Below are 22243 nucleotides of genomic sequence, written 5' to 3'. Positions count from 1 at the left end.
ATGAACATCGAAGAGCGCCTCGCCCAATTGTCCCCCCAGCAGCGCGAATTGCTGGCGCGCCGGCTCGGGCAGCGGGCGCAGGCCCCGGCCGCGCCGCGCATCCCGCCCCAGCCGCGCGACGGGCGGGGCTTTCCCCTGTCGTTCGCGCAGGAGCGGCTGTGGTTCGAGCACCAGATCGACCCCTTGAGCCCGGCCTATAACGAGGCGGTGGTGCTGCGGGTGCGCGGCCCGCTCAGGCTCGATTTCATTGCAGATGCGCTCGACGATCTGATCGCCCGGCACGAGATCCTGCGCACCGGCATCGTCCCGGCCGCGGGCACGGCGGAGCAGGTGATCGCCCCGCCGGCGCCGCTGCCGCTGGAGCGGCGCGACCTTGCGGGAATGGGCGAAGAGGCGGTGGACGCGGCGATCCGCGAGGCCATCCGCCGGCCGTTCGACCTCGCCGTGCCGCCGCTGCTGCGGCTTTCGGCGCTGGAGCTGGGGCCGGATGACTGCATCCTGGTGTTCGTGGTCCACCACATCGTGCTTGACGGCTGGTCCGCCGCCGGCCTGTTCCGGGACATCTTCGCCGCCTATGGCGCCCGCCAGCGGGGGGAGCGCGCGCCGACCCCCGCGCCGCAGGTGCAGTATGCCGATTATGCGGTGTGGGAGCGCGCGCGCGTCGCGAGCGGCGCGCTGGACGCCGAGCGCGATTACTGGACGCGCACGCTGGCCCATGCGCCGCCGCCCCCTGCCTTGGCGCTGGACCGCCCGCGCCCGGCCCTCAACGGCACCGCCGGCGGGCGCGTGGTGTTCCGCTGCGATGTGGACTTGAGCGCGGCGCTGCGCGCGCTGGCCCAGAGCTGCGAAACCACTTTGTTCGCGACGCTGGCGGCCGCCTATGGGGTGCTCCTGTCGCGCCACGGCGGCACCGACGACGTGCTCCTCGCCGTGCCCAGCACCACCCGCGATGTGCCGGAGCTGGAGCGCGCGGTGGGGCTCTTCATCAACACCCTGGTGCTGCGCCTGAAGCTGGACGGGCAGGCGCCGTTCCGCGAGGCGCTCGGCGCCGTGCGCGATGTGGCGAACGAGGCGCGGGCGCACCAGCTCTATCCCCACGAACGGCTGGTGGAGCACCTGCGGCGGGAGCGGGACGCCTCAGACCCCTTTGGCCCCGTGCCGCTGACGGCGCTGATGTTCGACGTGCAGAAGCTGCCGGCGGGCATCGCGCCGGAAGGGCTCGCGGTCGAGTATCTGGACGTGGACCCCGGCACCAGCAAGTTCGATCTCGGCCTCTCCATCAAGGATGACGGCGCCGAGCTGGTGGGCACCTTCGAGTATTCAGCCGACCTGTTCGACCGCGCGACCGTGGAGGCCATGGCGCGGCAGTTCCAGGCGCTGCTGGCGGATATCGCCGCCCGGCCCGACGCGGCGGTGGCCGACCTTGCCCTCATGTCCGGGGAGGAGGCGCGGGAAGCGCTGGCCGCCGGCCTCGGAGCGGCCATGGAGATCGGCGCCGAGCGGCGGCTGCATGCCCTCTTCGCCGCCGTGGCCGCGCGCCAGCCGGAGGCCATGGCCGTGGCGTGCGGGGCGGACAGCCTCACCTATGGCGCGCTGGATGCCGCCGCCAACCGGCTGGCCCATCGCCTCATCCGGCTCGGCGCAGGGCCGGGGCAGGCGGTGGCGCTGCGGCTGGAGCGCTCGGTGGAACTGATCGTGGGCCTCCTCGGCATCCTGAAGGCCGGGGCGGCCTATGTGCCGCTGGACCCCCATTGGCCGGTGGCGCGGCAGGCTGAGATCATCGCCCAGAGCGGCGCCCGCATCGCGGTGGCGCGTGGGGCGGATGGGGAATTGGGGGACGGGACGCTCGGGGACGGGGAATTGGGTGAGGGGATCGCCCTGTGCGACCCCGCCATTGCCGACGAACCGTCCACGGCGCCGGAAGTCGCGGTGGGGCCGGATGACCCGGCCTATATCATCTACACCTCCGGCTCCACGGGGCGCCCGCGCGGGGTGGTGGTGCCCCATGGCGCGGTGGTCAACCTGTTCCACGCGCTGCGCACCACGGTCCATGCGGGCCTCGGCGCCGGGCCGCTGCGGGTGGCGGTGAACGGGCCGGTGGTGTTCGACACCTCGGTCAAGCAGATCATCCAGCTTCTCGGTGGCCACACGCTGGACGTGATCCCGGAGGCGGCGCGGGAGGACCCGGCGGCGCTGGTGGACTATCTGCGCGCCCATGCCATCGACGTGCTGGACGTGACGCCCACCCACTTGTCCATGCTGCTGGCCGAAGGCCTGCTGGCGCCCGGCCAGGCGCGGCCGAAGGCGGTGCTGGTGGGCGGCGAGCCCATCGACGGGGCCTTGTGGGCGCAGCTTGCCGGGCAGGCCGGCGCGCGCTTCTTCAACCTCTACGGGCCGACGGAATGCACCGTCGATGCCACGGCTGCCGAGATCACCGGCGCCGTGCCCCACATGGGCCGCGCCCTGCCCAATGTGCGGACCTACGTGCTGGACGGCGCCGGCCGCCCGGTGCCGCAGGGCGTGGCGGGAGAGCTTTACATCGGCGGGGCGGGGGTGGCGCGGGGCTATCTGGGCGAACCGGAGCTGACCGCCCGGCGCTTCGTTGCGCTGCCGTTCGACGACGGGCCGGTCTACCGCACCGGCGACCTCGTGCGCCGCCGCTCCGACGGCAGCCTCGTCTTCCTCGGCCGGGCCGACGAACAGGTAAAGGTGCGCGGCCATCGCATCGAGCCGGGGGAGATCGCCGCCGCGCTGAAGGCGGTGGAGGGCGTGCGCGACGCCGCCGTGGTGCTGCACGGGGCGGGCGCTTTGCAACGGTTGGTGGCTTATGTGGTGGCCGATCCCGCCCGCGCGCCCTTGGTGAACGGCGCGCCGCGCCATGTGCTGCCCAATGGGCTGGCGGTGGCTCATCTCAATCGCAACGAAACCGACTTCCTCTATGAGGAAATGTTCGATCTGGAAGCCTATTTCCGCCACGGGGTGGAGCTGCGCGCCGGCGATACGGTGTTCGACGTGGGGGCCAATATCGGCCTGTTCACCCTCGCCGCCCATCTCGCCGCGCCGGATGTGCGGGTGCATGCCTTCGAGCCCAACCCCACCGTCTGCGCGCTGGCGCAGGCCAATGCGGCGCTCTACGGCGTCGCCGCGAGCATCCACAACACGGGGCTTGCCGCAGCGCCCGGCCGGGCCGCCTTCACCTTCTATCCCGGCTTCTCCTTCCTCTCCGGCCTTCATGCCGACCGGGCCGCGGATGCGGACGTGGTGCGCTCCTTCGTGCGCAAGCAGGGCGGCGGCGGGGAGGGGTTCGCCCCCGCCTTGCTGGAGGAATTGCTGGAGGATCGCCTTTCCGGCCGCACCATCGAGGTGGCGCTGGACACCCTCTCGCATGTCATGGCGCGGGAGGGGGTGGCGACAATCGACCTCCTGAAGATCAACGTGGAGAAGAGCGAGGCCGAGGTCCTTGCCGGCATCGCCGCCGAAGACTGGCCGAAGATCCGCCAGGTGGCGCTGGAACTGCACGACATGGACGGGCGGCTGGAAACCGTTCTGGCGCTGCTGAAGGCGCAGGGCTTCACCGTGAGCGTGGAGCAGGACTGGCGGCTGGAGGAGAGCGCCAAGACCAATTATTACCTCTACGCCCATCGCGGCCCGCGCCCCGGCTCCCGCCCGCCCCGCGCCGCCATTCGTCCCGTGCTGGATGCCGAAGGGCTGCGCGCGGCGCTGGCCAGCCGCCTGCCGGACTACATGGTGCCGGCGGATATCGTCTTCCTCGATGCGCTGCCGCTCACCCCCAACGGCAAGCTCGACAGGCGCGCGCTGCCCGCGCCCGTCGCTCCCGCCGTGCCGGAAGCCGCCGCCCCGCGCACCGACACCGAGCGGCGCCTCGCCAAGCTGTGGGCCGAGGTGCTGCATCGCGAGGCCGTGGGCATCCACGACGACTTCTTCCGCATCGGCGGGCACTCGCTGCTGGCGACCCTGCTGATGGCGCAGCTGCGCGCCCGCTTCAACGTGGCCCTGCCCCTGCGCGCTTTGTTCGAGGCGCCCACGGTGGCGCGGCTCGCCGCGCGCATCGAGGCCGAGCCGGCGGCGGATGATGGCGCGGACCCCGTCGCCGGCCTGCCGCAGCTGACGCCGGACCCCGCCGCGTGGCATGAGCCGTTCCCGCTCACCCCCATCCAGGAAGCCTATTGGATGGGGCGCACCGCCACCTTTGAGCTGGGGCAGGCGGCCACCCAGATCTATCTGGAACTGGAGCAGGTGGGCTGGGAGCTGCCACGGATCGAGGCGGCGTGGAACCGGCTGGTGAAGCGCCACGACATGCTGCGGGCCGTCATCCTCAGCGAAGAGCGCCAGCAGGTGCTGGCGCAGGTGCCCTATTATCCCATCGCCTGCGAGGACCTGCGCGGCCGCCCCGCCGGGGAGGTGGAGCGCCATCTCGAAGCCGTGCGCGCCGCCATGAGCGGCCAGACCTTGCCGGCTGATCGCTGGCCCCTGTTCCAGATCCGCGCCACCCTCATGGACGGCGGCAAGGTGCGCCTGCATGTGGGCGTGGACGCCCTGATCGCGGATGCCGCCAGCCTGTTCCTGCTGTTCGACGAATGGCGCCGGAGTTACGAGGCGGATGCCGATCCACGCAAAGAGGCGGCGGATGCCGATCCGCGCCCGCCGCTGGCCATCGGCTTCCGCGACTATGTGCTGGCCGAGCGCGGCCTGCACCAGGGCGCCCTCTACCAGGCCTCCCGGCGCTACTGGTTCGACCGGCTGGACACCTTGCCGCCCGCGCCGGAGCTGCCGGTGGACCGGGCGGCGGCGGCCGCGCTGGACAGGCCCCATTTCGTGCGCCGCACCCGCCGGCTCTCCCCCGCCGCGTGGGAGGCGCTGAAGGACCGCGCAGCCAAGGCGGGGCTGACGCCGTCGCTGGTGCTGATCGCCGCCTATGCGCAGGCGCTGGGCAATTGGAGCGCCAGCCCGCGCTTCACCTTGAACCTCACCACCTTCAACCGCCTGCCGCTGCACCCCGACGTGACCGGCCTGATGGGCGACTTCACCACCCTCACCTTGCTGGAGGCGGACCATTCGCAGCCAGCCTCGTTCCTGGAGCGGGCGCGGGCGCTGCAGGCCCGGCTGTGGGACGATCTGGAGCACCGCTATATCAGCGGCATCGACGTGCTGCGGGCGCTGGCCCAGCGCCGCCGCAGCGGCGTGTCGGCGCTGATGCCGGTGGTGTTCACCAGCGCCCTCGACATCGACCCCGCCGGCCAGAAGGCCCAGCGCTTCGGCGAGGTGGTGGAGAGCGTGTCGCAGACCCCGCAGGTCTGGCTCGACCATCAGGTGATGGAGTGGAACGGCGCGCTGGTGCTCAACTGGGACGCGGTGGAAGCGCTCTTCCCGCCCGGCCTGCTGGATGATTTCGCGCAGGCCCATGGCGATCTGGTGGAACGCCTCGCCACCTGCGACAGCGCGTGGAGCGAAGGGCCGGGCAGCCTTGCCCCCGCCGCCCAGATCGCCCGCCGCGCCGCCGTCAACCGGACGCAGGAAACCTTCCCGCCGCGCCGGCTGGAGGCGGCCTTCCGCGACCACGCAGTCGCCGATCCGCAGGCGATAGCCGTCCTCACCAGCCGCCGCGCCGTGACCTATGGCGAACTCAACCGGCGCGCGGTGGAGATCGCCGGCCTGCTGCGGGCACGGGGCAACGGGCCGGGCCGTCTCGTCGCCGTGGTGATGCGCAAGGACTGGGAGCAGGTCGCCGCCGTGCTCGGCATCCTCATGGCGGGAGCGGCCTATCTGCCTGTCGATCCCGACCTGCCCAGCGAGCGCCGGGCCTATCTGCTCACCCATTGCGAGGTCACCACCGCCCTCACCCAGTCCGCCGTCGACGGGGCGCTGGACTGGCCCGACGGCATCGCGCGCATCGCCGTGGACCTTTTGGATGGCGCCCCCGGCGACGGCGCCGATCCGGCCCCGTCCTCCGATGATCTTTCCCTCGATGATCTGGCCTATGTGCTGTTCACCTCCGGCTCCACCGGGGTGCCGAAGGGGGTGATGATCCGCCAGCGGGCCATCGCCAATTCCATCGCCGACTTCACCCGCCGCTACGGCTTCACCCCGCGCGACCGCACGCTCGGCCTCTCGGCGCTGGGCTTCGACCTCTCGGTGTTCGACATGTTCTGCCCGCTCTCCGCCGGCGGCGCCATCGTTCTGCCGGACGCGGACAAGCTGCGCGATCCCGAGCATTGGGCGGAGCTTGCCCGCCGGCATGGCGTCACGGTCTGGCAGTCGGTGCCGGTGCTGATGCAGATGATGGTGGAGGCGCTGGAGCCGCGGCCCGACCTGTGGCCGGCGTCGCTACGCTGCGTGGTCATGAGCGGCGACTGGATCCCGGTGTCCCTGCCGGACCGCATCCGCGCCTTCGATCCCGCCATCGCGCTCCACGGCCAGGGCGGGGCGACGGAAACCTCCATCAATGCGGTGGTCTATCCCATCGGCGCGGTGGACCCGGCGTCGCGCTCCATTCCCTACGGCAAGCCGTTCGCCAACCAGACCGCTCATATCCTCAACGCCTTGCTGGAGCCGGCCCCGGACTATGTGCCCGGCGAGTTGTACATCGGCGGCACCGGCCTTGCGGACGGCTATTGGAAGGATGAAGAAAAGACGCTGGCCGCCTTCATCCGGCATCCCCGCACCGGCGAGCGGCTCTACCGCACCGGCGATTTCGGGCGCTTCCTGCCCGATGGCAACATCGAGTTCCTCGGCCGGCGCGACACCCAGATCAAGGTGAACGGCCATCGCATCGAGCTGGGCGAGATCGAGGCCGTTCTGGCGCAGCATCCGCGCGTGGAGCAGGCGGTGGCGACGGCGCCGGGGGACGCCCTCGGCCATCGCCGGCTGGTGGCCCATGTGGTGCTCCGGCCGCAGGCCGAGGCCGAAGAGGAACCGGGCGCGGCGCTGAGCACGGAAAACGTGCTCACCGATCCCATGGCGCGGGTCACCTTCAAGCTCGATCGCCACGGCCTGCGCCCGGCGGAGGCGGACGCGGAAACCGTGGCGCTGCCCGGCGGCACCTTCGATGCGGCGCGCCGCTCCGCATGGCTGGCGCGCCAGAGCTTCCGCCACTTCGAGGGCGAGACCGTCACGATGGAGCGCCTGGGCGCGCTTCTGGGGGCGCTGCAGGAATTGCCCATGGAGGGCGCGCCGCTGCCCAAGTTCCGCTACCCCTCGGCCGGCAGCCTCTATCCGGTGCAGGCCTATGTGGTGGCAAAGCCCGGCCGCGTCGCCGGTCTTGCGGGCGGGGCCTATTATTACGACCCGAAAAGCCATCGCCTCGTCGCGGTGGGGCCGGGGGCGGAGATGACACCGCTTTATCCCGGTCCCAATCGGCCGCTGGTGGAGGCTTCCGCCTTCTCCCTCGTGCTGGTGGGGCGGCGGGCGGCGGTGGAGCCCCTGTACGGCCCGCTGTGGCGCGACTTCTGCCTGCTGGAGGCCGGTTATATGGGCCAGCTCCTGTCCTCCGCCGCGCCGGAGCACATGCTCGGCCTGTGCCCGCTCGGCTTCCTCGCCGAGGGGCCGGCGCGGGCGATGCTCCAGCTTGATGAGGCGGACGTGGTGCTGCACAGCTTCGCCGGCGGCGCCATCACCGAGGCCCAGCTGGCGCGCTGGTCGCCGGAGGAGGTGCCGCAGCAGCCAAGCCCGGTGGACGAATTGCGCGCCTATCTGCGCCGCAAGCTGCCCGACTACATGCTGCCGTCGAGCATCGTCCTGCTGGATGCCCTGCCGCTCAGCGCCAACGGCAAGGTGGACCGCGACGCCCTCCCATCCCCCGACGCCCTGCCGGTGGCGGATGCGGGCGCGGCGCCCTCCACCGACGTGGAGAAGACCATCGCGGACGTGGTGGAGGCCGTATTGCAGCTGCCGGCGCTGGGGCTCGACAGCAACTTCTTCGACCTCGGCGCCAATTCGGTGCATCTGGTGCAGATCCACCGCCGGCTGCAGGAGCAGCTGGAGCGCACCTTCCCGCTGGTGGACCTGTTCCAGAACCCCTCCATCCGCCGCCTCGCCCTGTTCCTCGACGGCGGCGCGGCGGAGCTTGAGACCGACCACATCGTCGCGCGTGTCGAGCGCGCGAAGCAGGACCGCGCGCGGCGGCTCGCCCGCCGGCGCGGGGCCGACACATCGACAGAAGCGGAAGCGGCATCATGAGCAACGCGGCCCTCAATGCGCCCGTAGATGCGTCCTCGGACGGCATCGCCATCATCGGCATGAGCGGGCGGTTCCCCGGCAGCCGCGACATCGCCGCCTTCTGGCGCGCGCTGGTGGAGGGCCGCGAGTGCATCACCCGCTTCACCGATGAGGAGCTACTGGAAGCGGGCATTCCCGCCGCCGTGCTGCGCCAGCCCAATTATGTGAAGGCGGGCTCCTATCTCGACGAAATCGACCTGTTCGACGCCGCCTTCTTCGGCATCAGCCCGCGCGAGGCGGAGCTGATGGACCCGCAGCAGCGCCTGTTCCTGGAGCATGCGTGGCTGGCGCTGGAAGACGCCGGCATCGTGCCCGAGCGCTTTGCGGGCGAGATCGCGGTGTTCGGCGGCGCCAGCTTCTCCACCTACGGCCTGCTGCACCTGCGCGCCGAGATCGGCTCCGTGGGCAGCCTGGAGACTGTGCTGGGCAACGACAAGGATTATCTGGCCACCCGCGTCTCCTACAAGCTGGGCCTGCGGGGCCCGAGCGTGAGCGTGCAGACCGCCTGTTCCACGTCGCTGACCGCCGTGGCCATGGCCTGCGACAGCCTGCTCAACCTGCAGGCGGACGTGGCGCTGGCGGGCGGGGTCACGGTGAAGCTGCCGCTGAAAAGCGGCTATCTGTTCGAGGACGGCAGCATCCTGTCGCCGGACGGCCATTGCCGGGCGTTCGACGCCAAAGCGCGGGGCACCATCTTCGGCAGCGGCGTGGGCGTGGTGGCGCTGAAGCGGCTGGAGGATGCGGTGGCTGACGGCGATCTGATCCACGCCGTGATCCGCGGCTGGGGCGTCAACAATGACGGCGACCACAAGGTGGGCTTCTCCGCCCCCAGCGTGGACGGGCAGGCCCGCGTCATCGCCACCGCGCTGGCGCAGGCGGGCATTGCGCCGGACACCATCTCCTATGTGGAGGCCCATGGCACCGGCACGCCGCTGGGCGACCCCATAGAGGTGCGGGCGCTCACCCGCGCCTATGGCTCGGGGGCGCGGCGCGCCGACAAGTGCGGCATCGGCTCGGTGAAGACCAATGTGGGCCACCTGGAATCGGCGGCGGGCATCACCGGCCTCATCAAGGCGGCGCTGGCGGTGAAGCACGGCGTGATCCCGCCGAGCCTGAATTTCGAGACACCCAATCCCGAGATCGACTTTCCCGCCACCCCGTTCCGGGTGGTGGACCAGCTGACGCCATGGCCGGCGGAAAGCCATCCCCGCCGCGCCGGGGTGAATTCCTTCGGCATGGGCGGCACCAATGTGCACATGTTGCTGGAGCAGGCCCCCGCCGTGGCGGCGCCGCCGGCGCAAGTTGAGCGGCCCGAGCATCTGCTCGTGCTCTCCGCCCGCAGCGCTTCCGCTTTGCGCGATCTGGCGCGGTCCTATGCCGTGGCCGTGGCGGAGGCTGGCGCCGGGCAATTGGGGCATATGGCGTTCACCGCCGCCACCGCACGGCGGCATTTCCCGCACCGGCTGGCGGTGACGGCGCGCGCGGCGGAGGAGCTGGCCGCCCAGCTCACCGCCTTCGCCGATGGCGGTGCCACCGACATTTCCGGCGAGGCGGCGGGGGCGGCGCCGCAGGTTGCCTTCCTGTTCTCCGGACAGGGCTCCCAATATGCCGGCATGGGCCGCGCGCTCTACGAGACATCGCCGCGCTTCCGCCGCACGCTGGATCGATGCGACGCCCTCCTCCGGCCGCTCATGGACCGGCCGCTGCTCAGCGTGCTGTTCCCGGTGCCGGCCGATGAAGGGCTGATCGACGAGACCGTCTACACCCAGCCGGCCCTGTTCAGCCTTGGCTATGCGCTGGGGGACCTGTGGCATTCATGGGGCGTGAAGCCCGCGGTGATGCTGGGCCATAGCGTGGGCGAATATGCCGCCGCGACGCTTGCCGGCGTGTTCACGCTGGAAGAGGGGCTGAAGCTCATCGCCGCCCGTGGCCGCCTGATGCAGGCGCTACCCCGCGACGGGGTGATGATGACCATCTTTGCCGCCGAGGAAGAGGTGGCGGCGGCGGTGGCGCCTTATGCTGCCGACGTTTCCGTGGCCGCCGTCAACGCCCCACGCAGCACGGTGATTTCCGGCCGCCGTGGCGCGGTGGAGGCCATCGCCGCCGCCTTCGAGGCGCGCGGCGTGAAGGCGCGGGCGCTCACCACGTCGCACGCGTTCCACTCGCCCTTGATGCAGCCCATGATGGCGGCGTTCCGCGCCCTGGCGGAAAGCATCGCCTATGGCGCGCCGGACATTCCCATCCTCTCCAACCTCACCGGCCGGCTGGAGACCAATGCGCTGGCGAGCGCCGACTATTGGTGCCGCCACGTGCTGGCGCCGGTGCGCTTCCTCGACGGCATCAGCGCCGCCGCCGCGCGGGGCATCAGCCTGTTCGTGGAGATCGGGCCGCGTCCGGTTCTGTGCGCGCTGGGCCGCGAGACGCTGGATGGGGCGCCGGATGCCGACGGGCGGCAGTGGCTGGCGAGCCTGCGCCGGCCCGGCACCGACTGGCGCACCCTGCTCGACAGTCTCGGCCGGCTTTATGTGGCCGGCGTGGAGATCGACTGGGCCGGGTTCGACGCGGACTATGCGCGTCGCCGGGTGCGGCTGCCGGGCTATGCCTTCCAGCGCCGCAGCTTCTGGGCGGCGCCCCGCGCGGGCGCTCCCGGCGGCAAGGTGCGCGGCGTCGCCACCGGCACTGAGCATCCGCTGCTGGGCCAAAGGCTGCGGCAGGCCGGCACCCGCGAGGTGCGCTTCGAGGCGGCGCTGAACGCCACCGAGCCGGCCTTCCTCACCGACCACCGGGTGTTCGATGCGGTGGTGCTGCCGGCCACCGGCTATCTGGAGATGGCGCTGGCCGGCGGCGCCCACCTGTTCGCCACCGACGAACTGACGCTGGAGGACATTTCCTTCAAGCAGGTGATGACCCTGCCCGACGCGGGCGAGCGCATCGTTCAGGCGGTATTCGTGCCCGCCGCGCCGAAATCCTATGCCTTCGAGATCTTCAGCGGCGATGCGGCGGGGGACGAGTGGACGCTCCACTGCGCCGGCACCGTGAAGCCGGCAGAGGACGACAGCGACTTGCCCGCCGACGAAGAAAGCCTTGATGCCGAAAGCCTCGATGCTGCCCGCCGCCGGTGCGACGCGCCGGTGCCGGTGGCGTCGGTCTATGAGAATTACCTCAAGCGGGGGCTGGCTTACGGCCCGGCCTTCCGCGGCATCGCCGCGCTTTCCGCCGGGGAGGGGGAGACGCTGGCCCATATCGTCCTGCCCGATGCGGCGCGGGACGGGGCCGAGGCCTATCGCCTGCATCCGGCCCTGATGGATGCCTGCTTCCAGGCGCTGGGCGCCGCCTTCGGCGCCATGGATGACGCCGACACCTATTTGCCGGTGAGCCTCGACCGCCTCACCGTGCGCGGCTTCGTGCCGGGGGACATCTTCAGCCATTCCCGGCTGCATGGGGCCGAAGGGGCGGGGGCAGGGGAGGGCGCCGGGGCGGGCGTCGCCGGCGCGGTCTCCACCCTCCGCCTGTTCGATGGGCACGGGGTGGTGGCGGCGGAGGCGGTGGGCCTCGCATCCCGCCGCGTCACCCGCGACGTGGTGCTGCCGCAGGATGCCGGCGCCATCGACACCTGGCTCTATGACCTCGCCTGGGAGCCGGCCGAGATGCCGTCCGGCGTCGGGGCGCCGGGGGCGGGGCCTTTGGTTGCGGGGCCGTGGGTTACGGGGCCTTGGGTTCTCGTCGGCGGCGAGGGGCTGGCGGCCGCCATCGCCGCGCGGCTGGAGGCGCTGGGCGGGTCCGCGCTTCTCTTGCCGGCGAACGAGGTCGCCCGCCTGCCGGACCTCCTTGCCACCGACGCCCTCTCTGGCCTCGTGGACCTGCGGGCGCTGGATCTCTACGCACCGGACCTGCGCCCGCTGGCCGGCGATGCCGGCGTCCCCGATGCCGCTGAGCGCAGCGGCGCCGATTTCCTGGCCCTGGTGCAGACCATGATCGCCGCCGGCCGCACCCGGGATCTCCCGCTGGTCGTGCTCACGCGCGGCGCCCAGGGCGGCGTCGTGCCGGACGAGGCGCCAGCCGATGGGGGCGTTGTCGACGAGGGCCTGGCCGCCGCCCCGCTCTGGGGCATGGTGCGCACCGTGTGGCACGAATATCCCGACCTGCCCGCAACCGCCATCGACCTTGCTCCAGAGGGTGGAGCGAATGAAGCAGAGGCGATCGCGGCTGAGCTGACCGGCGCCAATGGCGAGCAGCAGGTGGCCTATCGTGCCGGCGCCCGCTTCGTGGCCCGGCTGAAGCGCCACGAAAGCACGGCGGCGCAGAACCGGCTGGACATCCCCGACACCCCCTATCGCATCGACCGGACGCCCGAGGGCGGTCTCGACCGGCTGCTGGTGGTGCCCCACGCCCGCCGCCGCCCGCAGGCCGGGGAGGTGGAGCTGGAAGTGCTGGGCATGGGCCTCAACTTCCGCGATGTGCTCAACGCCATGGGCCTTTATCCCGGCGATGCCGGCCCGTTCGGCGGGGAATGCTCCGGGCGGGTGCTGCGGGTGGGGCCGGGCGTCACCGGCCTTGCGGTGGGCGACGAGGTGGTCGCCCTGCATTTCGGCACCTTCGCGAGCCACGTCACCTTGCCGGCGGCGGTGGTCTTCAAGGTGCCGCAGGGCATGCCGGTGGTGGAGGCGGCGGGCCTGCCCATCGTCTATCTCACCACCTGGTATGGGCTGCATCACCTCGCCGGCATCAAGGCCGGCGACACGGTGCTGATCCATTCCGCCTCGGGGGGCGTGGGCATTGCCGCCATCCGCATCGCGCAGATGGTGGGCGCGGAAATCTTCGCCACCGCCAGCCCCCACAAGCACGACTTCCTGCGCTCGCTGGGCGTCGCCCACATCATGAATTCGCGCGACACCGCCTTCGCCGACGAGATCATGCGGCTGACCTTTGGGCGCGGCGTGGACATCGTGCTCAACAGCCTGGGCGGCGAGGCCATTCCCGCCAGCCTCTCGGTGGTGAGGCCGGGCGGGCATTTCGTGGAGATCGGCAAGCGCGACATCTGGAGCGTCGAGCAAGCCAGCGCGGCGCGGGGCGACATCTCCTACGCCATCGTCAATTTCGACATCACCGCCGTGGAGGAGCCCGAACTGGTCCGCGCGCTGCTCGCCGAGGCACTGGAGCTGATGTCGAGCGGCGCGCTGGGCCAGCCCGTCACCACAATCTATGGGGTGGAAGACGCGCTGGACGCCATGGCATCCATGCAGAAGGCGCGGCACACCGGCAAGCTGGTGCTGGCGACGCCCGCCGCCGGCGCGCGCCGGGGCGATTTTGCCGCCGACGCCACCTATCTCGTCACCGGCGCCTTCGGCGGCATCGGCCGGCTGGTGGCGGGCTGGATGGTGGAGCGCGGCGCCCGCACCCTCGCCCTCGTCGGTCGCCGCCCGCCGGACCGGGAGGCCGAGGCCGCCATCGCCATGCTGCGGGCCGCCGGCGCACGGGTGGAGGTGTTCGCCGCCGACGTGGGGGACGAGGCCGCGCTCACGCAAGTGCTCGCCGCTGTGGATGCCGGCATGCCGGCGCTGCGCGGCGTCATCCATGCCGCCGGCGTGCTGGATGACGGCGTTCTCACCGCGCTTGATCCGGCGCGGCTTGCCAGCGTGTTCGCCGCCAAGGTGCGCGGCGCCTTCGCCTTGCACCGGGCCACGGCGCACCGCCCGCTGGACCTGTTCGTGATGTTCTCCTCGCTGGGCTCGGTGCTCGGCGCGCCGGGGCAGGCCAATTATGCCGCCGCAAACGCCTTCCTCGACCGGCTGGCCCACGCCCGCCGCGCCATGGGGCTGCCCGCCCTCGCCATCAATTGGGGCGGCTGGCAGGACACCGGCATGACCGCGGGCGGGGCGGTGGCTGCAAGCCTTGCCTATGGCGGCAGCATTCCGCCGGCCAAGGGGCTCGCCATCCTCGGCCAGCTGATGCGGGAGAGCGCCGCCGAGGTGGGCGTCGCCCCGTTCGACTGGCGGCTTTATTTCGAGGGCCTGCCGCGCCGCCTTTCGGTGCTCGCCCATGTGGAGCGGGAGCTGGAGCAGGCGGCCGCCGCCGCCGAGACCTTCGCCGCCCTGCGCAAAGCCCTGCGTGCCGCCGATGCCGGCCGCCGCGACGGGCTGCTGCTGGATTATCTGCGCGGCGTCGTCGGCCGCCTGCTGCGGCTGGAGGGCGGGGAGGCGCTGTCGCAGACCCAGCCGCTGCAGGAGCTGGGGCTGGATTCCCTTGTCAGCATCCAGCTGCGCAACCGCATCCGCACCGAGCTGGAAATCGACCTGCCGGTGGCGGAGATGATGGAGGCGGGCAGCCTCGCCCAGCTGGTGGCCGTGGCCGCCGGCAAGATCGCGCCGACGACCGGGGAGGGCGCGGCACCACCGGCCGGCATCGTGCCCCTTCACCTTGCCGAGGCGCCGCTGTCGTTCGCGCAGCACCGCCTGTGGTTCCTGTCGCGGCTTGATCCGGGGTCGGCCTTCTACACCGTCACCTTCTCCCTGTTCCTGGAAGGCCCGTTCGATCCCGGCGCCTTCGCCCGCGCGGTGGCCCAGATCGTCCGCCGGCACGGCGCGCTGCGCACCTCTTTCCCGGAGGTGGATGGCGTGCCGGTGCAGCGCATTGCGACCGACATGCCGCTGCCGCTGGAGTGGGTGGACCTGTCCGGCCTGCCCGAGGCGGAGCGCGAGCGTGAGATGGCGCGGTGGGTGGATGGGGAAGCCCGCCGCACCTTCGATCTCGCCGAAGGCCCGCTGTTCAAGCTCACGGTGCTGAGGCTGGGCGCGCAGCTTCAGCGGGCCATCGTGGCCATCCATCACATCGTTACGGACGGGTGGTCGGCGGTGGTGTTCATCCAGGAGCTGGGGGCGCTCTACCGCGCCTTTTCCCGGGGCGAGGGCTCGCCCTTGCCCGATCTGCCGGTGCAATACACCGATTTTTCCGTGTGGCAGCGCGACTGGCTCAGCGGGCCGCGCCTTGCGGCGGACCTCGATTATTGGCGCGGGCACCTCGCGGCGCCCCTGCCGGTGCTGGACCTGCCCACCGACCGGCCGCGCACGAGCGCCGTCATGCACCGGGGTGGCGCCTTCACCGTGATGCTGCCGAAGGAGCTGGCCGATGGCCTGAAGGGGCTCGGCCGCAGCGCCGGGGCGGGCCTGTTCGCCACCCTTCTGGCCGGCTTCCGGATCCTGCTGCATCGCCTCACCGAGGCGCCCGATATGGTCATCGGCTCGCTGGTGGCCAATCGCGACCGGCCGGAGATCGAGGGCCTCATCGGCTTCTTCGCCAACATGGTGGTGTTCCGCGGCGACCTGTCGGGCGACCCCACTGTGCGCGCGGCCCTCGCCCGCGAGGTGGAGACGGTGCGCGGCGGCCTTGCCCATCAGGACGTGCCGTTCGAGAGGCTGGTGGAGGAGCTGAAGCCCGAGCGCCAGAGCGGCCGCAATCCCATCTGCGACGTGATCCTAGTGCTCCAGCGCGGCGTGCCCAAGCCCGACCTCGACGCGCGGGACCTGAAGATCGGCCCGGTCTGGGACCTCGACAACGGCACCGTGCGCTTCGACCTGGAGGTGCATGTCTGGGAGACCGACCAGGGCCTCTCCACCTCCTTCATCTACAACGCCGACCTGTTCGACGCCGGGAGCGTGGAGCAGCTGGAGCGCCAGTTCGCGGCGGTGCTCGCGGCCATGGTGGAGGCCCCCGACCTGCCGGTGTCGCGGCTGCCGCTGGCGTCGGCCGCGCCGGATGGGGGAGATGCGCTGGCGCGGACGCTCCAGCAGATCGAGACCCTCAGCGACGCGGAGGTGGATGCGCTCTTGCGCGAGATGATGGACGAGGGTGTCGACCACACCCCGTGAGACAGGCCCCATGAGACAGGCCCCATGAGACAGGCCCCATGAGACAGGCCCCGTGAGACACGCCGCATGAGACGAGCATAATGAGACGAGCGCCATGAGCATCGCCCGCGACGATGGCCCCGCCGGGGCCGGCGCCGGCCTTTCCGCCGCCCAGAAGCGCGCTTTGCTGGCGCGGCTGATGGCGGAGGGGAAAGGCCGTGCCGTCGCCCCGGCCGAGGGCTTCGTGGCGCTGTTCGAGCGGCAAGCCGGGCTGACGCCGAACGCCCCGGCGGTGTCCGATGGCCGGGACGGTCTGACCTACGGTGAGCTGAACGCCCGCGCGGCGGCATGGGCGCAGGCCCTGCGCGGCCGGGGGGCGCGGCGGGGGGATGGGGTGGGGCTCGCCCTGGCGCGTGGCCCGGCGCTGGCCGCCGGCCTCATCGGTATCCTGAAGGCCGGCGGCGCGGTATTGCCGCTGGAGCCGGAGGACGCGCCGGCGCGGCTTGCGCGGTTGCGGGCGTCGGCGCGGTTCGTGCTGACGGAGCAGGGTATCGCGGAGCAGGGCATCGCCGACCCTTGCACCACCGACCCCCGCGCCGCCCATCCATCCGCCTTTGCCCTGATCGCGCCGGAACGGGCGCTGCTCGCCGTGCCGGAGCGGGCGGTGGCGGAGCGGCTGGCGTGGCTGCGGCAGGCCTTTCCTCTCACCGCCGCCGATGTCAGCCTGTTCGCCGCATCGCTCCACGACATATCGGCCGTCACCAGCCTGTTCTGGCCGCTGACGGTGGGGGCCAAGGTGGCGCTGGCGCCGCTGGAGAGCGAGCCGGCCGCGCTGGCGGGGCAGGCGCGCGCCACGGGGGCGTCGGTTGCGTTGCTCCCGGCCGCCGCCCTGCCGCTGCTGGACGAAACCCCGCTGCGGCTGGTGTTCCTCGATGGCGATCCGCCCCCCGGCGCCGCCGGCCCGGCGGGGGTCCATGTCTTCACCCTGTGGCAGGTCGCGGAAGCCGGCGGGCCGGTGCTGGCCCAGCCGGTGGGGGAGGGTGCGCCGCTGATGGGCGCGCCCCTGCGCATCCTCGATCGCCATGGCCAGCCGGTGCCGCTGGGCGGTGTCGGCCGCCTCGTGGTCACGCCCGCCACAAGCATGCCGGCCGTGGCGCCGGGCGCACGGGCGCGGCAGCGCGCCGACGGGCGCTTCGAGCGCCGGCCCGATGGCGGGCGCCGCGTGGAGGCGGGCGGCCTGCGCTTCGGCCTCGCCGCCATCGAGGCGGAGTTGCGGGGGCATGCCGGTCTTGCCGAATGCCGGGTGCTGGCCCGCGCCGACGCCACCGGCGTACCCCGCCTCGTGGCCTATGGTGTGCCGCAGGGCCATGCGGAGCCCGAAGCCTGGGCGCTTCACGCGGCGAGCGTCCTGCCGTTCTGGCAGCGGCCGGCGGCCTTCGTCGCGGTGGCGGCCCTGCCGCTCACCGAGGCCGGGGCGGTGGACGACGACGCGCTGGCCCGCCTGCCGGTGCCCGATGCCTTCGCCGTTGCGCTCTGGCGCCAGCGGCTGGAGCGCATGGACACCGTCGCGGAAGCCGCCGTGGTGGAGCAGGCGCTGGCGCCGGAGGCGGCATCCGTCACGCTGCCGGTGGTGGCCCCGCTCCCGGCCCCCGCCCCGGCCGCGCCGGAGCCGCCGCCCATCCCCGAAGGCCCGTGGGCGCTGGCGGATGGCGGACCGCTGGACCTGCCGGACGATGCCCCCCGCACCCTGATCGACGCCCTGCTGCGCACGGCGGAGCGGGCCGGCGACAAGGGCATTCTGTTCGAAGGGGCGGGGCCGGCCCGGCGGCTCACCTATGCAACGCTGCTTGAGGAGGCGCGGCGCATCGCCGGCGGGCTCAGGGCGGCGGGCCTGATACCCGGCGACACCGCCATCCTGCAGGTGCCGGACCTGCGGGCGCATCTTCCCGCCTTCTGGGGGTGCGTGCTGGCCGGCGTGCAGCCGGTGACGGTGGCCGTGAGCGCCACCTTCGCGGAGCGCACCGCGCTGGTGGGCAAGCTTATCAATGCCTGGGAATTGCTGGGCCGCCCGGTGATGCTGGCCCCGGCCGCCCTCGCGGCCCCTCTCGCCGGGCTGGGGCGCTTCGCCGATGCCGCGCCCCATGTGCTGGCGCTGGAGCAGCTTTCACGTCACGCGCCCCTCGAAACGGTGCATGCGGCCGCGCCCGGGGACGTGCTGTTCCTCCAGCTCAGCTCCGGCAGCACCGGCACGCCGAAATGCATCCAGATCACCCATGGCGGGGTGGTGGCGCACATCCATGCGACGGTGCGCGTCAACGGCTACGGCGCGGACGACGTGGCGCTGAACTGGCTGCCCATGGACCATGTGGTGCCCATGCTCACCTGGCATCTGCGCGACGTGTATCTGGGGTGCAGCCAGATCCAGGTGGAGACGGCGGCGGTGCTGGCCGATCCGCTGCTCTGGCTCGATGTGATGGCGCGCCATGGCGTCACCCGCAGCTGGTCGCCCAACTTTGGCTTCAAGCTGGTGTCGGACGCGCTGCGGCAGGGGGGCGGGCGCCGCTTCGCCCTCGGCCACGTCCAGACCCTGATGAATGCGGGGGAGCAGGCGACGCTGCCCGTCATCGCCGAGTTTCTGGCGCTCACGGCGCCCTTCGGCATCCGGGCGGAGGCGATGCAGCCCGCCTTCGGCATGGCCGAGGCCTGCACCTGCATGACCTATGAGACCGGTTTCGATCCCGCCCGCTCGGTGCACTGGATCCATAAGGCCTCCCTCGGCGGCCGGCTGCGGCCGGTGGCGGCGGACGCGCCCGAGGCGGTGAGCTTCGTCAAGCTCGGCCCGCCGGTGCCGGGGGTGGCCATCCGCATCGTGGACGGCGCCGGCGCGCTGGTGCCGGAGGGCGTCATCGGGCGGTTCCAGATCAAGGGCGGCGTGATCACCCCCGGCTATCTGCGCAACGATGCGGCCAATGCCGAGGCCTTCGTGGGCGGCGGCTGGTTCAACAGCGGCGACCTCGGCTTCATCCGCGACGGCAATTTGACCCTGACCGGCCGCGAGAAAGAGCTGATCATCGTCAACGGCGCCAATTTCTACTGCTACGAGATCGAGGACCTCGTGAACGCGGTACCCGGCGTCCAGCCTACTTTTGCCGCGGCCTGCGCGGTGCCGGACGCGGCCACGGGCAGCGAGGCTTTGGCCCTGTTCTTCTCCCCCCGCCCGGAGGCGGATGCGCCGGCGGTGGCCGATGCCATCCGCGCGGCGGTGACGGCCCGGCTCGGCATCGCCCCGGCGCATGTGACCGCCATGGCCCAGCCGGATTTTCCCAAGACCACCAGCGGCAAGATCCAGCGCATGCAGCTGCGCGCCGGCCTGATGGCGCAGCTGGCGCAGGGCGCGGGCGCCCGCACGGTGCCGGCGTGGTTCCATGCGGAAACCTGGGTCCGGCGCGAACGCGATGCCGCCCCGCTCCCGCCGCGCGCCGTCGCGCTTCTGGGCGGCCCGACCGAGGTTGCCGCCGCGCTGGCGCAGGCGCTGGAACGGGAGGGGGTGCGGGTCGTTCCGGCGGCGGGTGTTGATGCGGGCGGGACCATCGAGGGCGCTCGCGCCGCGCCGGGTGCGCGGCCGGACGCGGTGGTGGATCTGCGCCTGCTGGCACCTGTGCCCATGGGCGAGACGCTGGAGGCGTTCCGGGACCGGGCGGGTTCCGAGCTTTCGGCCACCCTCGCCCTGCTCCAGCAGATGGGGCGCGGGGCGGAGGGGCGGCCTGCGGCGCTCACGCTAGTGACGCGCGGTGGTATCGGGAGCGGGGAGGAGATCGACCCCGCCCGCGCCGCTGTGCGCGGCCTGCTGCGCACCGCGGCGCAGGAAATGCCGGGCCTTGCCTGCCGGCAGATCGATGTCGGCGGACTGGACGCCGCCACCTCCGCCCCGGACCTCATGGCCCGGCTGGCCCGCGAGATCCGCGCGCCCGATGGCGAGGCCGAAGTGGCGCTGCGGCCTGCCGGACGCTTCGTGCCCCGGCTGGAGCCGGTGGACCCCGGCCGCTCGCCCCGTGACCCCGCGCTCCGGCTGAAGACGGGCGGCCGCTATCTCATCACCGGCGGCAACGGCGGCATCGGCCGCGCGCTGGTGAGGCATCTGGCGGCGCGCTGCCGGGCGAAGCTGCTCGTCGTCGGGCGCGGGCCTGGGGGCGACAGGCCCGATGGCCCCGACCTGCTCACCCGCGCCGTGGATGTCACCGACGCCCATGCGCTGGAAGCCGCCATCCGCGCGGCGGAAGAGCGTTTCGGCGGCCCCCTCGACGGCGCCTTCCATCTTGCCGGCATCGCCCCGGCCGGAGCGCTGGCGGACGAGACGGCGGAGGGGTTGGCGGCGGCCTTCGCGCCGAAGGCGGTGGGCGCGCGGGTGGTGATGGAGGCCATGGCGCGCCGGCCCGGCGGGTTCGTGGTGCTGTGGTCGTCGGTGAATGCCATCTTCGGCGGCGCCGAGGCGGGGGCCTATGCCGCCGCCAATGCCGCGCTCGCGGGAATGGAAGCGGAGGGCAGGGCGGCGGAGAGGACTCGCGTGCTGTGTCTCAACTGGAGCCGCTGGGCCGATCTGGGCATGAGCGCCCCGGCGGGCGGCGACACCGGGGCGGCGGAATTTGCCGCCGCGCGGGGCTTCCGCACCCTGCCGGTGGAGGATGCCCTCGCCTCCCTCGACGGGGCGCTGGCGCTGGGCGTCTCGCCCTTGTCCATCGGGCTCGATGGCGCCTCGCCTTTCGTCCGGGCGCGGGTGCGCCAGCCGGCCAGCCCGCTGCTGGGCCTCGCGGGCTTCGTGGTGCCGCGGCCCGGCGCCGCGCCGGCCGCGCCCGCGAACGACCATGTGCGCGACCGCTTCGGCACGCCGATCGTGTGCCCGCTGCGCGTCCTCGATGCCTTGCCCCGGTCGGCGGACGGCACCATCGATGCCGCCGCCCTGTCCCGCCACCATGGCGCGGCGCTGGCCGTCACCGGCGGGCAGGATGGGGTGGAGACGCAGCTGGCGGCCATCTGGAGCGTGCTGCTGAAGCGCCCGGCCATCGCTCCGGACGACAATTTCTTCACCTCCGGCGGCCATTCGCTGGTGGCGGCAAGCCTCGTCCACCGGGTGCGCGAGGCGTTCGGGGTGGATCTGCCCCTGCGCATCCTGTTCGAGGCTCCGACCCTGCGCGCCATGGCCCGCTGGATCAGCGCCCATGCCCCCGCGCAGGCGGATCGCCGGCCCCTGCCCGACTGCCTCGTGCCGGTGCAGCCGGAGGGATCGCGGCCGCCCCTGTTCTGCATCCATCCCGCCGGCGGTAGCCCGTGGTGCTATCTGCTCCTCGCCGATCATCTGGGCCGCGACCAGCCGCTCTACGGCTTCCAGGCGCCGGGGCTGGTCGACGATGCGCCGCCCATGTCCTCCGTGGAGGACATGGCGCGGCTTTATGTGGAGGCCATGCGGGCACGCCAGCCCGAGGGGCCCTACCACGTTGCCGCCTGGTCCTCCGGCGGGCCGGTGGCGTTCGAGATGGCGCGGCTGCTGGAGGAGCGCGGGGAGCGCGTGGCGACGCTGGCCTTCCTCGACTGCGCGGTGATGGAGGCTGAAAACTTCGTGCGCTCGCGCGATCCCCTGCGCCATGTGAAGGCGCTGTGGCGCATGGGCACCTTCGTGACACAGGTGCGCCTGCCGCGCTCCTATGGCGACCTCGCCGCCCTGGCGCGCCTGATCGGGCTCAGCCTGCCGGCGACCTTCCGCGACCTCAGGCTCGACCGCGCCTTCTGGGCGGGGGTCGGGCGCTCCCTGCGCATCTTCAACCTCAACACGACGATGGGATACCGCTATTGTCCCTCCCGCATCGCTGGAGGCGCGGTGCTGTTCCGCGCGGGTTCCTCGCACGGGGCGGATGACCCGCTGGAGGCGGAGTTGCGCAGCCATGTTTCCGGCGGTGTGGTGCGGGTGGATCTTGCGGGCAACCACATGTCGATCATTCTCGATCCCGAGGGGGCAGCATCTCTCGCCGCCCGCTTGAAGCCGTTTCTCGCGGGTGAGGCTGGTGCGTGCGCCGGCCAGCCCGCATCGCATGTCGACCGGGTCCTGCGTTCTTCATCTTGAAGTTTAAAGCCGGGCGATCTTCGTCCGGGTCCGGGAGGTTCACCCGATG

General features: G+C 72.3%; 3 protein-coding genes. All 3 read left to right on the top strand.

Annotated elements, in window-relative coordinates:
- The 3 genes from V5F48_RS09725 (at position 1) to V5F48_RS09715 (ending at position 22194) form a co-directional block, all read left to right on the top strand.
- On the top strand, positions 1-8196 hold the full coding sequence (locus V5F48_RS09725; RefSeq protein ID WP_394258515.1) for an amino acid adenylation domain-containing protein: 8196 nt from the start codon (positions 1-3) through the stop codon (positions 8194-8196).
- Positions 8193-16100: an SDR family NAD(P)-dependent oxidoreductase gene (locus V5F48_RS09720; protein ID WP_394258514.1), complete on the top strand. Its 7908-nt coding sequence runs from the start codon at positions 8193-8195 to the stop codon at positions 16098-16100. Before V5F48_RS09725 ends, V5F48_RS09720 begins: the two co-directional genes overlap by 4 nt.
- A 94-nt stretch (positions 16101-16194) precedes the next feature.
- Entirely contained in the window at positions 16195-22194 is a 6000-nt protein-coding gene (locus V5F48_RS09715; RefSeq protein WP_394258513.1) for an SDR family NAD(P)-dependent oxidoreductase, read from the top strand.
- The last annotated feature ends 49 nt before the right edge of the window (positions 22195-22243 follow it).

The organism is Xanthobacter autotrophicus ATCC 700552 (assembly GCF_043194565.1).
Classification (GTDB): domain Bacteria; phylum Pseudomonadota; class Alphaproteobacteria; order Rhizobiales; family Xanthobacteraceae; genus Xanthobacter; species Xanthobacter autotrophicus_F.
This window is presented reverse-complemented; position numbering and strand designations above follow the sequence as displayed.